Here is a 14,522-nt window from a genome sequence, read left to right on the forward strand (position 1 = left end):
AACTGCGTCCCTTGTTCAAAAAAACCCGCGCGCCTGACGTCTCGGCGCGCGGGGGGATTGATATGGTTCTAGCTGCCCAGGCCCATGGTCTGCTCTTCGGCAATCATTGTTTGGGTGGCTTCAAGCTCAGGATCGGAAACCAAGCCGTATTCGGCCAGCGGACCGTCAGGACCGGCAACCTCATCCATCACGAAAAACTCTGCAAAGTCCTTGAGGCCCGGGATCACACCGATATGCGCTTTTTTGAGGTAGAAATACAGCGGGCGCGACACAGGATATTGCCCCGTTGCGATGCTTTCGACGGTCGGCACAACCCCTGCCATCGTAGCGACCTGAAGGCTGTCTGTGTTTTGCTCGTAGAACGCCAAACCAAAGACACCAATGCCATCCTTGTTGGCATCAATCCGCGCCAGTGTTTCGGTGTAATCGCCGTCAATATCTGTTGACAGACCATCTGTGCGCACGGCGATACAGGCATCTTCTGCATCATCTTCGGACATGCCCGCGGCAATCATCGCGTCAAAGGCACCTGTTGCTTCACACCCTACGGCCAGCACTTTTTCTTCAAACACTTCACGCGTGCCATGCTTGGTGCCCGGGATAAACGCCGCAATCGGTTGGGCTGGAAACGCAGGGTTCACATCGGCCCATGTCTGGTTGGGGTTGTCGATGATCGCACCGTCTTTGGCAATTTTGGGCGCAAGAGCCAAAAACCAATCGGCTTGGGTGAACTCAAAGGCATGACCATTCAGATCATTGGCAAAAACGATGCCGTCATAGCCGATGCGCACTTCGATAATATCGCTCACACCGTTGGCCGCACAGGTAGCAATCTCTTTTTCGCGGATCGCTCGCGATGCATTGGCGATATCGATTGTATTGGCGCCGACGCCCTCACAAAACCGCTTCAGGCCAGCCGAGGAGCCGCCTGATTCCACAACAGGTGTCGGAAAATCAAAGTTCTCGCCAAAGGCTTCGGCCACGATAGAGGCATATGGCAGAACCGTGGAAGAACCTGCGACCTGCACGTTGTCACGCGCAAATGCGGGTGCGGCGATGGCGCAAATGGCAATGGAAGAGACGGTAAGTTTTACGAAAGACATATGGGGCAGCTCCCTGTTTTGATATGTCACCAGGCCAAATAGCGACCTGATCTTCGAGTCGGTTTAGGCCCGTTTGCACAGAGTTTTGTGACAGTTGTGTAACGGTTTTATGACAGCACCGTTCGCTGCGTTAACCTGTTGATAATAGGTTGTAATTAAATTGGTGGTTTCTCGCGCTCTGCGCTCAGGACGCGGCAGATATTGGCAAAATGACATGAAAGGTGCTGCCGTGATTCACTTGGCTTTCAATCTCCAGCCGCCCGTTGTGGCGGTTGATGATGTGTTTGACGATCGCAAGGCCAAGCCCCGTGCCGCCCATCGCACGTGCACGGTGATCATCGACGCGGTAAAACCGTTCCGTCACACGCGGCAGATGCAGCGGATCAATGCCAACCCCCTGGTCGATGACCGAAATGGTCAACGCCTCGCGGCGCAAACGCGCGGCGTATTGCGGCCCCGTCAAATGGACCGTCACCGCGCTGTTTTCAGGGCTGTAAAGAACTGCGTTTTCCAAAAGGTTGCGCACCACTTGCGTCAGTTGCGCGGCATCGCCTGTCACCTCAAAACGACCATTCCCGCTTGGCATCACCAAGCGGGTGTTACGGGTTTGGGCCAGCGGCGTCACAAGCTGAACCGCATCCGCAATGACCTTTTGCACATCAACCATATCCGTCGGGCGCAACCGTTCATCGGCCTCCACACGGTTCAACGACAACAAATCACGCACCAAAGCATCCATGCGTCTGGCCTCGGTCTGCATCAGGTCCAAAAACCGCGCTTGGGCGTTTGGATCCTTGGCGGCAGGGCCTTGCAACGTCTCGATAAACCCAAGGATCGAGGTCAGTGGCGTTTTCAATTCATGGCTGACATCAGCCACAAAATCGCTGCGCATCTGTTGCGTGTTCTGTGCGTCTGTTTCGTCATGAAAACTGACGGCAAAGACGCTGGCACCGCCGATATCGAAAGGCGCACATTCCACGCGGTAGGTTACATCGCTTTGCGCAATCGTCGACAAAAACGGTGCGCTGGCGACATGTTTTTGCACCAAGGCGCGCTCAATCGCGTCCAAGGCGGGCGGTTGGCGCAGGGCTGTGATGTAGTGGCGACCTGTAATGCCATTGCCCAAAATCTCTTGGGCAGGCGCGTTTGCGGCCAATATGCGCCCGTCCTCGTCCAACAGCAGCGTCGGCAGCGGTAAAACCCGCAGAAAATTCGCCAACATTTGGGTCGTGTTCATCGTAACACCCTTTGGGTTATCCGCGCAGCGCCTATGAAAAATGCAACCTAGGTGCGAATTTCTTGGAACCTTTCGCCTAAATGGTGTATTTAGGTTATGGGGCGAGGTTGTGAGAATTGGGACCAATGTGCAATAGCAAGAGACACGCAAACCACTGCGTGCGCCAAAAGTGTGGCATGGATTTCAGCCAGACACAGATGCCAGACCATGTTCTGATCCTTGGTTACGAAATGCCCGTCCTGCCGCCGTGCGAGACATGCAATTATCAAGACCTCACGCAGTTTCAACATGCCAGCTTTTCGCAGTTCGCGAAATTGCACACGGCCGAAGACCTGCCCCCCTTGGTCGTGTCCAGCCTTTTTGATACGCGCGGCGATGCGTTTGAGGTCGCCACAACGCTGAATGCCCTGGCCTTCAAGGGGGAATATTGCGTGATGGCGCCGCCACTGGCGCAGCGCAAAGTTGTGTTGCGCGAATTGCAAAAGGCCGCACCGGATGTGGACATATCACTGATCACCCTGCCAGAGCTTGCGGATGCTTAGACAGCGTCCAGCGCCTTGGTAAATTCTGCGATCAGCAGTTCGGCATCTTCGACCCCGACAGAAATCCGAAAAAACCCTTCGGGCATACCAAGCGCCAATCGATCCTGCACGCTCAGCGCACGGTGCGACGATGTGGCCGGTTGGGACAATGTTGTGCCGATATCCCCCAAGGTTGGCGCAAACGCCACATTGTCCAAAGCGCCCACAAACGCGTTTGTTTCTGCGCGTTCGCCCCTCAGAATGAAACTCACCATATTGCCGGCATTGTCGCCAACGAGCGCGCGCACGCGGTTATGATCGGGGTGATCTGTTCGGCCCGGGTAGAGCACTTTTTCGACCTTGGGGTGCAGGGCCAATGCATCTGCCAATCGTGCGGCGTTGTCTTGGGCCCGATCAAAACGAAGCTCAAACGAATAAAGGCCGCGTTCGGCAAGCCAGCAATCAAATGGTGACGGCGTCAAACCCCATGTCACGGATTTGAGCAACATCGCATCGCGCATCTGTGGCGTGCGGGCCGCGACATATCCAAGCGTGACGTCCGAATGTCCGGCAAGCAGTTTTGTCACCGAATGGACAACAACATCGGCGCCAAAGTCAAAAGCACGAAAGCCGCGCGGCGTTGTGAATGTGTTATCGATCACCAACAGCACACCACGGTCCCGACAGAGTTTGGCGATCTCTTCGATGTCGGCCACGCGCAGGGTCGGGTTGCTGACGACCTCAAGCAACACCAGCTTGGTGTCGGGTCGCATGGCCGCGGCAAAGGCATCGGCATTGGTGGGATCGGCCACGCTTGTTGTGATGCCAAGGGCGGGCAGATCTTCGTGCATCATACGCAGGCTGCGCCCGTAAAGCTGATCGCCGCCAAGCACATGATCGCCCGCACGGCACAGCCCAAGCATGACAGCAGAAATCGCCGCCATACCGCTGCCCGTGATGAAGCCTTCGCCCATCTGCGGCGTCACACCTTCCAGCTGGTCAATCTTGCGTGCCAGAACATCGGCATTGGGGTGCCCTTCGCGTGCATAGGTGTAGCCCTGTGCGCGGCCTTCGTATTGCGCGTCCAGCGCATCGGGGGTGTCGCTGGAATAGACAACAGACGGTTGCAACGGTGTAACGACAGCGCGGCTGGAGCTGTCGGGAAACGGCATGCGCCGCACAATGGATGGGGTGTCGGTCATAGCTTTTTCAGTCCTTTGGCGAAACGCGCCGCATTTTTCTGATACCCAAGGGCGGACAGGGTCAGCCCGTTGATCGCAGCGTCATCAAGGGCGCGCACGACTTTACCAGGGGCTCCCATCACCAGCGATCCATCGGGAATAACCTTGCCTTCGGTGACCAAGGCCCCTGCCCCGATCAGACAGTTCTTCCCAATCACCGCCCCGTTCAGCACCGTTGCGCCCATCCCGATCAGGCTGTTGTCGCCGATGATGCAGCCGTGAAGAATTGCCTTGTGACCGATGGTGCAGTTTTCCCCGATCATCAGCGGATAGCCCATATCGGTATGCAGCACGCTGCCTTCTTGCACATTTGAACCGCGGCCCACGGTGATACGTTCATTGTCGCCGCGCAGCGTTGCACCGAACCAGACAGAGGATGCAGCCTCAAGCACGACATCGCCAATCACATTGGCGTCCGCGGCCACCCATGCATCTGCGGCGATCTGCGGTTGGGTTCCATCAAGAGCGTAAATGGTCATTGGCGGGCCTCAAATTCTGCGTTCAAGCCGCGCACAATATCTGCCAGATTTGGCTGCTGGCTCAGGCGCATGCGCTCGGCGCTGATGATGGTTTTCAGTTTGGCTTCGGTTACGTCCAGATCGTCGTTGATCAGAACATAGTCATATTCGGGCCAGTGGCTGATTTCGTCGCGGGATTTTTTCATCCGCCCGGCGATCACCTCATCGCTGTCCTGGGCGCGGTTGCGCAAACGGCGCTCCAATTCTGCGATGGAGGGTGGAAGGATGAAAATGGACAGCGCATTGCGCCCCAGACGCGAATTGCGGATTTGTTGTCCGCCTTGCCAATCAATGTCGAACAGCACGTCGCGGCCCGCGGCAATCGCGGCTTCAACAGGTGCACGGGGGCTGCCGTAAAGATTTGTAAAGACCTCGGCATGTTCCAGCATGTCACCATCGGCCACCATCTGTTCAAACCGTTCGCGGGTTTCGAAATAGTATTGCACACCGTGGCTTTCGCCTGTGCGCGGCGGCCGCGTGGTGGCCGATACGCTGAATGACAAGCTGGCGTCCCATTTCATCAACCGCCCTGCCAAAGTGGATTTCCCCGCGCCCGAGGGCGAAGACAGGATGATCAAAAGACCGCGTCGGTCGGCAGCTTGGGACATGGGGTTACTCCAGATTTTGGATTTGCTCGCGCATCTGGTCGATGACGAGTTTGAGGTCCAGACCAATGGCCGTCAGCTCAGCATGTTGGGCCTTGGCGCACAGGGTATTTGCCTCGCGGTTGAACTCTTGGCTCAGGAAATCGAGCTTGCGACCGATGGGACCGTCCGTTGCCAACAGATCGCGCGCAGCAGCGATATGCGCGCGCAGGCGGTCCAGCTCTTCAGTGACATCGGCTTTGACCGCGATCATGGCAATTTCCTGGGCAACGCGCTCTGGCTCGGCGGTGTCGGCCACGCGGTCCAGCGCGGTTCTGAATCGTGCGTCCATATCCGCGCGGCGGCGATCCTGAAGGGCGTCTGCGTCCGCCGTAAGCTTTTCGATGGTGCTGACCTGACCCGATACAACCTGTGCCAGACGCGCCCCTTCAGCGGCACGGTTGGCATTGAACGCGGCGATCACCTCGTCCAGATGGGCAAGAATTGCATTCAAAAGCGGCTTTGTGTCCTGATCGGCAGCGGTGGTCTCCAGCACCCCGCGTTGGGCCAAAACCTCAACAGTCGAAGGCGCAACGGTGGTGACATCCGCATCCATCGCGGCTTGTTCAATATGCGCCAGCGCTTTGAGAACGGCGCCAAGTGCGGCTTCGTTGATACGCGGTTGGGCCAGTGTTTCATCGCGCGTGACACGGGCATTCAGCGTGACATTGCCCCGCGCCATTGCCGCGGCCACCTTTTTGCGGGCGCCGTCTTCCAGCCCTGTCATCCAGTCGGGGACGCGCAAACGCACATCAAGGCTTTTGCCGTTGACCGCCCGCATATCCCAGGTCCATGTGATATCGCCTGCCGCACCACTGGCATTGGCAAAGCCTGTCATCGAATGGCGCGTGACCTGTGGCATGGGCTGATCCTTAATCCGTTTGCCCCCTCTCTTGCCGCCAAATGCGCCGCGCCGCAAGGGTTGTGCTGATCCTTTAACGCTTTGGTAAGCATTAACCATTTGGTAAGAAAGAACGCCAAATCTGGGGCGGGTTGTGTCATACACAGATCAACCGAAAACAAAGGGTTCGAGACGATGAGGCAGACAATGGGAGACGGGCAAGCATCGGCAGAGGCCAAGGCAGTTGTGTCGATTTTCGAATACAACCGCAATCTGCGCTACCCTGCGATTGATACGGTTGAGGCCTATTGGCAGGGGTTGCGACATGGTCAGACCATTCCAGCCCGACGCGACGTGAACCCCCGCGGGATCGAGAACGCCTTGGAATATGCGTTTATCGCAGAACGGATTGCGCCAGGAATTGCGCGGCTGCGGTTGGCGGGGATGCACCTGAGCGATCTGTTGGGGCTGGAAGTGCGCGGGATGCCGCTGGCCAGTTTCATTGAACCGCAAGACCGTATTCGGCTGTCTGACGCGCTTGAGACGGTCTTTGCCCAACCTTCGGTGGTTGAGATGACGCTTCGGTCTGAAGGCCGCATTGGTCAGCCGCCTTTGGATGGAAAGATGATCCTGCTGCCGCTGCTGGATGATGATAGGCAGGTCACGCGCGTCTTGGGCGCTTTGGAAACGCGTAGCAAACTGGGACGCGCGCCGCGCCGTTGTACGATTTGCGATGTGTCTGTTCGCCCTGTTGAGACAGATGCGCCGCGACCCGTTCCAAACGCGCAAGACCGTGCCGCAAAACTGGAACGTGAGCTTGCGACCGTGCGTGAGATCCATGCCAAACGTGCGCTGGACGAAAAGCGCCCTGCGCTCACTCTGATCGACTGTCAAAGTTAATGTGATACATTAACTTAAAGCCATAACTTACTGATAAAACAGGCTCCGTAAGATACGGAGCCTTTCTCTTGTTTGCGGAACAAAACCGTTAGCTTGCAGCGGCCTGACGGGCATCTGCGCGGCGGTTCGACAGCTCTTCCGACACCAGGAAGGCCAGTTCCAGCGCTTGGCTGGCGTTCAGACGTGGGTCACAGGCTGTGTGATACCGTGCCGACAGGTCTTCGTCGGTGACGGCGCGGACACCGCCGGTGCATTCGGTCACGTCTTTGCCTGTCATTTCAAAATGCACACCGCCCGGGATGGTGCCTTCGGCGGCGTGGATGCCAAAGAATTCGCGCACTTCGCGCAGCACGCTGTCAAAGGGGCGCGTTTTGTAGCCAGAGGACGATTTGATGGTGTTGCCGTGCATCGGATCACAGGACCAAAGCACATTGGCCCCTTCCTGCTTTACAGTCTTGATCAGCCGTGGAAGATGATCGCCCACGCTGCCTGCCCCAAACCGCGCGATAAGCGTCAGACGACCAGCTTCGTTTTCGGGGTTCAGTTTGGACATCAGAACCTTGAGATCCTCTTCGGTTGTGGTCGGGCCACATTTCAAACCGATCGGGTTTTGCACGCCGCGGCAGAATTCGACATGCGCCCCATCGGGCTGGCGCGTGCGATCGCCGATCCAGATCATATGACCCGAGCCTGCGATGGGCAGACCTGTGGTGCTGTCTTCGCGGCACAACGCTTCTTCATATTCCAGCAGCAGCGCTTCGTGGCTGGTGTAGAAATCCACGGCCTGCAGCGTATGCGCTGTTTCCTGATTGACGCCTGCGGCCTTCATAAAGTCGAGCGTATCGCTGATGCGGTCGGCCAGATCACGGTATTTCGCGGCTTTTTCACTTTCGGTAAAGCCAAGCGTCCAAGCGTGGACCTGATGCACATCGGCATAGCCGCCTGTCGAAAACGCCCGCACAAGGTTCAGCGATGCGGCGGCTTGGGTGTAGGCCTGCAACATGCGCTGCGGATCGGGGATGCGCGCTTCTGGCGTGAAGTCGAAGCCGTTGATGATATCACCGCGGTAGCTTGGCAGTTCGACATCCGATTTCACCTCGGTGGGTGCCGACCGTGGTTTGGCAAATTGTCCTGCCATACGGCCCACTTTGACCACAGGCACCTTTGCGCCATAGGTCAGAACCATCGCCATTTGCAGCATGACTTTGAAGGTATCGCGGATGGTGTCGGCACTGAATTCAGCAAAGCTTTCGGCGCAATCGCCGCCTTGCAACAAAAACGCTTCCCCCCGCGAGGCAGCCGCCAGTTCACTGCGCAGGCGGCGCGCTTCACCGGCAAAGACCAAAGGGGGATAGCGGCGCAACTGGGCCTCGACATCGGCCAATGCGGCTGCATCGGTATAGTCGGGCATCTGCACGCGGGGTTTGTTGCGCCATGCGGTTTTTTGCCAGTTGCTCATCGTCCTAAGTCCCTTGTGGAATGGGTAACATCTATTGCTGTGGCCCCGCCGTTAGCGATACCACGCACCTTTGTTAAACGAGCTTGTGGATAAGGCCAATGGGTCATGTGCGGGCAAAACGGGTTTTTCGCTTATAGATGACGCAGCGCAGCATCGAATTGCTCTTGAAAAGCGGTGCCAAAACTGAGCAGGCTTGACCACGATACGCCTGCAAAAGGTTTGCACCATGAGCGAAACGCGCACGACAGTTCCCGTCACCGCCCCCAATAAGCCGAAACGGTTTGTCTTTGTTTTGCTGGATAATTTCAGCATGTTGTCTTTTTCGGCCGCGGTTGAGGCCTTGCGGATTGCGAATCGTATGGCCGGTAGCGTGCTCTATTCGTGGCATCTTGTTGGTGAAGGTGGCGATATCGTCAAATGCTCTGCGGGGATTTCCTATGTGGTGGATGCCGATCTGGAAGAACAGCTGCGCGATGACGTGGTTGTTTTGTGTGGCGGCATTGATGTGCAGGCGGCAACAACCAAGCGGTTGTTGAACTGGATCCGCCGTGAAGCGCGGCGCGGCGTCACAATGGCGGGGCTGTGCACAGCGGGCTATTCGCTGGCCAAAGCGGGATTGCTGGATGGAAAGAAAGCCACAATCCATTGGGAAAACTCCGACAGTTTTGCCGAAGAGTTTGAAGAGGTCGAATTGACCAAATCGGTGTTTGTCATGGACGGCAACCGTTACACGACCGCCGGTGGAACTGCATCGATTGATCTGATGCTCAAGCTGATTGCCAATGACCATGGTGAAGAGCTGACAAACGCGGTGGCCGATCAGTTGATCTATAGCTCTATCCGCACCGATCAGGACACACAGAGGCTGTCCATTCCCACCCGAATTGGCGTGCGTCATCCGAAACTGAGCCAAGTGATCCAGATGATGGAAGCCAATATCGAAGAGCCGATAAGCCCGTCGATCCTGGCCAAGGAGGTCGGCATGTCGACGCGCCAGCTGGAACGGCTGTTTCGCCGCTACCTGAACCGCAGTCCCAAGCGCTACTACATGGAATTACGCCTGCAAAAAGCGCGCAACCTGCTGATGCAGACGGATATGAGTGTGATCAATGTGGCGCTGGCCTGCGGGTTTGCGTCGCCGTCGCATTTCTCCAAATGCTACCGCTCGCATTACCAGACCACGCCTTACAGGGAGCGCGGTGCGCAAGCAGCGCGGCTGTCGATATAGCATCCTACCCGAAATTGCGCGAGGTGGAGGTGATTGCCCAGGCGGATCGTCACCCCCACGCCAATGATCTGGACAGGCTGGCGGCGCGGTTTGTGCATCGGTTTGATGTGCCCCATGTGCCCTTTCCGTCGCTGCGCAACACCTGTGAACCGGCATTTCCAGCGCTGGATCACCCCGACTGGTATTTCCGCAATGATCTGTCGTTGCCGTTCAAATCGACAGGTGTCGCGGTACGCGGCACGACGATCTGGGAGGGCCGTGCGCTGTGTCTGTGTGATGAAGGTGGATTGATCTATGGGGCACAATTTCGGGGCAGCGTGGTCGGCCATGACCTGCTTCAAACAAAACACTGGCACATCAAGAGCCTCGGGGGCTATCTGATTTTGCGATATTTCGATGCGATGCAAAAAGCGCTGAACACGCAGGTCGATATCGACAAGAATATCAACGCGCGGCAGAACGAGCCCCCAGAGTTCTGGGCGCAGGTGAGCGCCTATTTTCTGATGCTCGGTGATGGATTTTGGCAATCGCTGACTGATTGGCTGGACGACACACCCGCGGCGCAGGACATAAGCAAGGCCTTATTCGCAGGACGCGCAGCAAGTGGCCCTTGGTTTGAACGTGAGATACGAAAGGATTTAGCAAGCTACGCGAGCAGTATCCTCACGCGCGCTTACATGAAGGGACCCAAATGAGCGGGCAAGCCCGCACATCATACTTTGTTGGGGCGCTGCCCCAAACCCCGAGGTATTTCGACAACAATGAAGATCACGGGGTCAATCGATAGACGGTGCCGTTGCCGACGCTGATGAACAGGATTGATCCATCGCGGGCTTGGGTGATGTCGCGCACGCGGCTGGTTTGGGGGGTCTGGATTTGTTCCACTTCGCGGACGGGGTTGGTGGACAGGCGTGCAATGTAATCGAATTTGAGACTTCCGACCAAAAGATCGCCCTGCCATTGGGGAAATGCGCTGCCTGTGTAGGCCAAAAGACCGGATGGGGCGATGCTTGGGTCCCAGTAGAATTCGGGCTGTTCCATCCCGTCTTGCGTTGTGCCTTCGCCGATGCGCGCGCCCGAATAGTGGCGCCCGTAGCTGATGACGGGCCAGCCGTAATTGTTGCCAGCGCCGATCCGATTGACTTCATCGCCACCACGCGCGCCGTGTTCTGCGGTCCATAGGGTGCCATTTGCGTCAAAATCGGCCCCTTGCGGATTGCGATGTCCAAAGCTGAAGATCTCGGGCAGCACATCATCGCGGGCCACAAACGGATTGTCATTGGGGATGCGCCCGGCGCGGGTGACGCGGATGATCGCGCCATTGTGGTTGGTGGTATCTTGCGCACTTGGGCGGTCCCCGCGATCCCCGATTGTGACGTAAAGCATGCCGTCAGGGCCTTCGACCACGCGGCTGCCAAAATGCCGCCCGCCGCGGCTGCCGGCCTTTGCGACAAACAAATCGCGCACGTTGCGCAGACGTGTGCCATCGGCGCTGAGCGTGCCTACGGCGAGTGCTGTCCCTTCGCCGCGTCCCTGGGGTTTGGCATAGGTCAGAAATACCTCGCGGGTTTGTGCAAAATCACGCGGGAGGGTTACATCAAGCAGACCGCCCTGCCCGTTGGCCGAGACCTGCGGCACGCCCCGCACGTTTTGCGCAGTGCCATCCGCGATATGCAAAAGCCGGCCGTCCCGTTCGGTGACAAGAAATGCGCCGCTTGGCAGCTCCTCGACCGCCCAAGGGGTATCAAGCCCTGTCACAACGGGGGTAAACGTCAAAGCCGCTGCGGCTTGGGTCCAAAGAATTGCCGCACCTGTTGTGATCCACCGCATCGTAATTCTCCTCTTGGTTGCGAATGATATGGGGGCGCGGTGTGGTAAGGTCAAATCGACTGCGCTCCGCGATGATTTCGGGCGAAATCCCTGCGTAACTTGGGTCTTATTTGGGTTTTAATTTTCAAAACAGCGGCCTAACTTATCGACTGGAACAAAATCCAACTGGGAGAGAAAAATGAAAAAACTATTGATGGCAACCGCTTTGACAGCCGTTGCAAGCACGCCTGCTTTGGCGGACGGGCATTCCGAAATTAAGCTGGGCGTCATTCTTGGCTTCACAGGTCCGATTGAATCGCTGACACCGTCGATGGCGGATGGCGCGGAATTGGCCATGAAAGAAGTGACCGACAGTGGCCTTTTGCTGGGCGGCGCATCGGTGATGCCTGTCCGCGCGGACAGCACATGTGTTGATGCCGCAGCTGCGACAGCGGCCGCAGAACGCCTGATCACCGCAGATGGCGTCAAGGGCATTATGGGGGCCGACTGTTCGGGTGTGACAGGTGCCATTCTGGCCAACGCCGCGCTGGCCAATGGTATCGTCATGATCTCGCCTTCGGCCACATCGCCCGGCCTGTCTGATGCAGAAGACAATGGCTTGTTCTTCCGCACTGCCCCGTCGGATGCGCGCCAGGGTGTCGTGATGACCGAAGTGTTGCTGGAAGAAGGCATCAACGAGGTTGCGCTGACATATACAAACAATGACTACGGCAAAGGTTTGGCCGATGCGTTCCAGACCGCCTATGAAGCTGCGGGCGGCACAGTCACGATCTCGGCAGCCCACGAAGATGGCAAAGCGGACTATTCGGCTGAAGTTGGTGCACTGGCATCTGCGGGTGGCGAGCGTCTGGTTGTGGCGGGTTACGTTGACCAAGGTGGGTCTGGCGTTGTGCGCGCGGCACTGGATTCAGGCGCATTTGATACGTTCCACTTCCCCGACGGCATGATCAGCGCCAAGCTGGCAGAGAACTTCGGTGACGAGATCGAAGGCTCGACGGGTCAGCACCCCGGCACGGACAGCCCCGGTGTGGCGATGTTTGGCGAGATGGTCGGCGATGCATTTGATAGTACATCGCCGTTTACACCAGAAAGCTATGACGCGGCTGCGTTGATGATGTTGGCGATGCAAGCGGCAGGGTCTGCTGAACCTGCTGACTACAAGGCAACGGTCATGGACGTGGCCAACGCGCCAGGCGTCAAGATCTTCCCCGGTCAGTTGGCGGCGGGTCTTGCGTTGCTCGAAAAGGGCATCGACATCGACTATGTCGGCGCAACATCTGTTGAGTTGATCGGCCCGGGTGAATCTGCTGGTAACTACCGCCAGATTGTTATCGAGGGTGGTGAAATCACCACGGCGAAATACCGCTAACCTTCGGCAAAACAACATCAGACAGCGCGGCTTTTGTCGCGCTGTTTCAATAAGATAGGGCGCGTTATTAAACCGCGCATGGGGACGTGGATGATTAAGGTAGAAAACCTTTCCAAGCATTTTGGCGGCTTTCGCGCCGTAGATGGCGCATCGCTTGAAATTGCACAGGGCTCAATCACGGGGCTGATCGGCCCCAATGGTGCGGGAAAAACCACTCTTTTCAATGTGATCGCAGGTGTTCTTGAACCAACAGGTGGCCGCGTGACCATGGCGGGCGAGGACATAACGGGACTGCCCCCGCACAAGCTGTTTCACAAAGGTTTGCTGCGCACCTTCCAGATTGCGCATGAATTTTCGTCCATGTCGTGCCGCGAAAACCTGATGATGGTCCCTGGTGGGCAGACCGGCGAGACCCTTTGGAACACGTGGTTTGGCCGCAAACGGATCGCAGATGAAGAACGCGCCTTGCGTGCCAAGGCCGATGAGGTGTTGGAATTTCTTACGATCAGCCATCTGGCCGATCATAAGGCGGGTCAGGTCTCGGGCGGGCAAAAAAAGCTGCTGGAACTGGGACGCACGATGATGGTGGACGCCAAGATTGTCTTTCTGGACGAAGTCGGCGCTGGCGTGAACCGCACACTTCTGAACACCATCGGTGATGCGATCATCCGTTTGAATAAGGAACGTGGCTACACCTTTGTCGTGATCGAACACGACATGGATTTTATCGGACGGTTGTGTGACCCCGTGATCTGTATGGCCGAAGGCAAGGTTTTGGCCGAAGGCACATTGGACGAGATCAAAGCCAACGAACAGGTGATCGAGGCCTATCTTGGCACTGGGTTGAAAAATAAGGACAAAGTAGAGGCATGAGCGATCCTTTCCTGATTGGACGCGAGATGACGGGCGGCTATGGCAAGGGCCCCGACATTCTGCACGACTGCACCATCGGCGTTGAAAAAGGTGAAATTGCCGTGATTGTCGGCCCGAATGGGGCGGGCAAATCGACAGCCATGAAAGCCGTGTTTGGCATGCTGGATGTGCGCAGCGGCGCGGTGATGCTGGACGGTGAAGACATCACCGCCCTCACCCCGCAAGCGCGCGTGCGCAAGGGCATGGGGTTTGTGCCCCAGACATCCAACATCTTTACCTCGATGACCGTTGAGGAAAATCTTGAGATGGGCGCATTTATCCGCACCGATGAGATCAAGCATACGATGGAGCAGGTCTATGAGCTGTTCCCGATCCTGCGCGACAAGCGCAATCAGGCCGCAGGCGAGCTGTCGGGCGGTCAACGCCAGCAGGTCGCCGTGGGGCGTGCGCTGATGACCCAACCCACCGTGCTGATGCTGGACGAGCCGACCGCAGGAGTCAGCCCGATTGTGATGGACGAGCTGTTTGATCGGATCATCGAAGTGGCCCGAACAGGGATTTCGATCCTGATGGTCGAACAGAATGCCCGCCAAGCGCTTGAAATCGCTGACAAAGGGTATGTTCTGGTTCAGGGCCGCAATGCGTTTACGGACACAGGCCAAGCGTTGTTGAACGATCCCGAAGTTCGCAAATCTTTCTTGGGCGGGTGATCGTTATGAAAAAATCCCTAATCCTAATGTGTTACCTTAGCTTTGCCG

15 protein-coding genes are annotated in these 14,522 nt (G+C 57.2%); 7 read left to right on the plus strand and 8 right to left on the minus strand.

The genetic code is table 11. From position 1 onward, the window contains the following. Positions 1-68 precede the first annotated feature (68 nt). Both L1065_RS00965 and L1065_RS00970 read right to left on the minus strand, forming a co-directional pair. Positions 69-1,103 (minus strand): substrate-binding domain-containing protein, encoded by a 1,035-nt coding sequence (locus L1065_RS00965; protein ID WP_237093577.1) that lies wholly within the window; start codon positions 1,101-1,103, stop codon positions 69-71. A gap of 184 nt (positions 1,104-1,287) precedes the next feature. After that, entirely contained in the window at positions 1,288-2,340 is a 1,053-nt protein-coding gene (locus L1065_RS00970) for an ATP-binding protein (RefSeq protein WP_237093578.1), read from the minus strand. Positions 2,341-2,537: 197 nt separating this feature from the next. On the opposite strand from L1065_RS00970, the gene L1065_RS00975 reads away from it, so the two are divergent. Continuing rightward, positions 2,538-2,882, plus strand: a complete 345-nt coding sequence (locus tag L1065_RS00975) for a hypothetical protein (protein ID WP_237093579.1) — start codon at positions 2,538-2,540, stop codon at positions 2,880-2,882. Here L1065_RS00975 and L1065_RS00980 read toward each other — a convergent pair. The 4 genes from L1065_RS00980 to L1065_RS00995 are packed head-to-tail and all read right to left on the minus strand — an operon-like array spanning position 2,879 to position 6,126. Continuing rightward, on the minus strand, positions 2,879-4,063 hold the full coding sequence (locus L1065_RS00980) for a PLP-dependent aspartate aminotransferase family protein (RefSeq protein ID WP_237093580.1): 1,185 nt from the start codon (positions 4,061-4,063) through the stop codon (positions 2,879-2,881). The two genes, L1065_RS00975 and L1065_RS00980, sit on opposite strands and share 4 nt — an antisense overlap. Next, complete coding sequence (locus L1065_RS00985) at positions 4,060-4,581, minus strand: gamma carbonic anhydrase family protein (protein ID WP_237093581.1); 522 nt, start codon at positions 4,579-4,581, stop codon at positions 4,060-4,062. Before L1065_RS00985 ends, L1065_RS00980 begins: the two co-directional genes overlap by 4 nt. Further along, complete coding sequence (gene gmk, locus L1065_RS00990; RefSeq protein WP_237093582.1) at positions 4,578-5,228, minus strand: guanylate kinase; 651 nt, start codon at positions 5,226-5,228, stop codon at positions 4,578-4,580. The genes L1065_RS00985 and gmk overlap by 4 nt, the downstream gene beginning before the upstream one ends. A gap of 4 nt (positions 5,229-5,232) precedes the next feature. Continuing rightward, entirely contained in the window at positions 5,233-6,126 is an 894-nt protein-coding gene (locus L1065_RS00995; protein ID WP_237093583.1) for a YicC/YloC family endoribonuclease, read from the minus strand. A 174-nt stretch (positions 6,127-6,300) separates the two neighbouring features. On the opposite strand from L1065_RS00995, the gene L1065_RS01000 reads away from it, so the two are divergent. Next, complete coding sequence (locus tag L1065_RS01000; protein ID WP_237093584.1) at positions 6,301-7,005, plus strand: PAS domain-containing protein; 705 nt, start codon at positions 6,301-6,303, stop codon at positions 7,003-7,005. 88 nt (positions 7,006-7,093) lie between these two features. Here L1065_RS01000 and L1065_RS01005 read toward each other — a convergent pair whose 3' ends face one another. Continuing rightward, positions 7,094-8,464 (minus strand): class II 3-deoxy-7-phosphoheptulonate synthase, encoded by a 1,371-nt coding sequence (locus L1065_RS01005; RefSeq protein ID WP_237093585.1) that lies wholly within the window; start codon positions 8,462-8,464, stop codon positions 7,094-7,096. A gap of 226 nt (positions 8,465-8,690) precedes the next feature. Here L1065_RS01005 and L1065_RS01010 point away from each other — a divergent pair, with 226 nt between their 5' ends. After that, positions 8,691-9,692 carry a GlxA family transcriptional regulator gene (locus L1065_RS01010; protein WP_237094514.1) on the plus strand — a complete coding sequence of 334 codons (1,002 nt, stop codon included), beginning with the start codon at positions 8,691-8,693 and terminating at the stop codon, positions 9,690-9,692. A gap of 23 nt (positions 9,693-9,715) precedes the next feature. After that, the gene (locus tag L1065_RS01015; protein WP_237093586.1) at positions 9,716-10,387 is read left to right on the plus strand and encodes a hypothetical protein; all 672 of its coding nucleotides are present in this window, start codon (positions 9,716-9,718) and stop codon (positions 10,385-10,387) included. Between the two features lie 73 nt (positions 10,388-10,460). Here L1065_RS01015 and L1065_RS01020 read toward each other — a convergent pair whose 3' ends face one another. Then, positions 10,461-11,522 (minus strand): PQQ-dependent sugar dehydrogenase, encoded by a 1,062-nt coding sequence (locus tag L1065_RS01020; RefSeq protein WP_237093587.1) that lies wholly within the window; start codon positions 11,520-11,522, stop codon positions 10,461-10,463. A gap of 178 nt (positions 11,523-11,700) precedes the next feature. Between L1065_RS01020 and L1065_RS01025 the strand changes: the two genes are divergently transcribed. The 3 genes from L1065_RS01025 to L1065_RS01035 all read left to right on the plus strand — a co-directional run bounded on the left by L1065_RS01025 (position 11,701) and on the right by L1065_RS01035 (position 14,474). Next, complete coding sequence (locus L1065_RS01025; RefSeq protein ID WP_237093588.1) at positions 11,701-12,891, plus strand: ABC transporter substrate-binding protein; 1,191 nt, start codon at positions 11,701-11,703, stop codon at positions 12,889-12,891. 90 nt (positions 12,892-12,981) lie between these two features. After that, entirely contained in the window at positions 12,982-13,764 is a 783-nt protein-coding gene (locus tag L1065_RS01030; RefSeq protein ID WP_237093589.1) for an ABC transporter ATP-binding protein, read from the plus strand. Next, on the plus strand, positions 13,761-14,474 hold the full coding sequence (locus tag L1065_RS01035) for an ABC transporter ATP-binding protein (RefSeq protein ID WP_237093590.1): 714 nt from the start codon (positions 13,761-13,763) through the stop codon (positions 14,472-14,474). Before L1065_RS01030 ends, L1065_RS01035 begins: the two co-directional genes overlap by 4 nt. The last annotated feature ends 48 nt before the right edge of the window (positions 14,475-14,522 follow it).

It is taken from the genome of Nereida sp. MMG025 (assembly GCF_021654165.1).
In the GTDB taxonomy this organism is placed as follows: domain Bacteria; phylum Pseudomonadota; class Alphaproteobacteria; order Rhodobacterales; family Rhodobacteraceae; genus Nereida.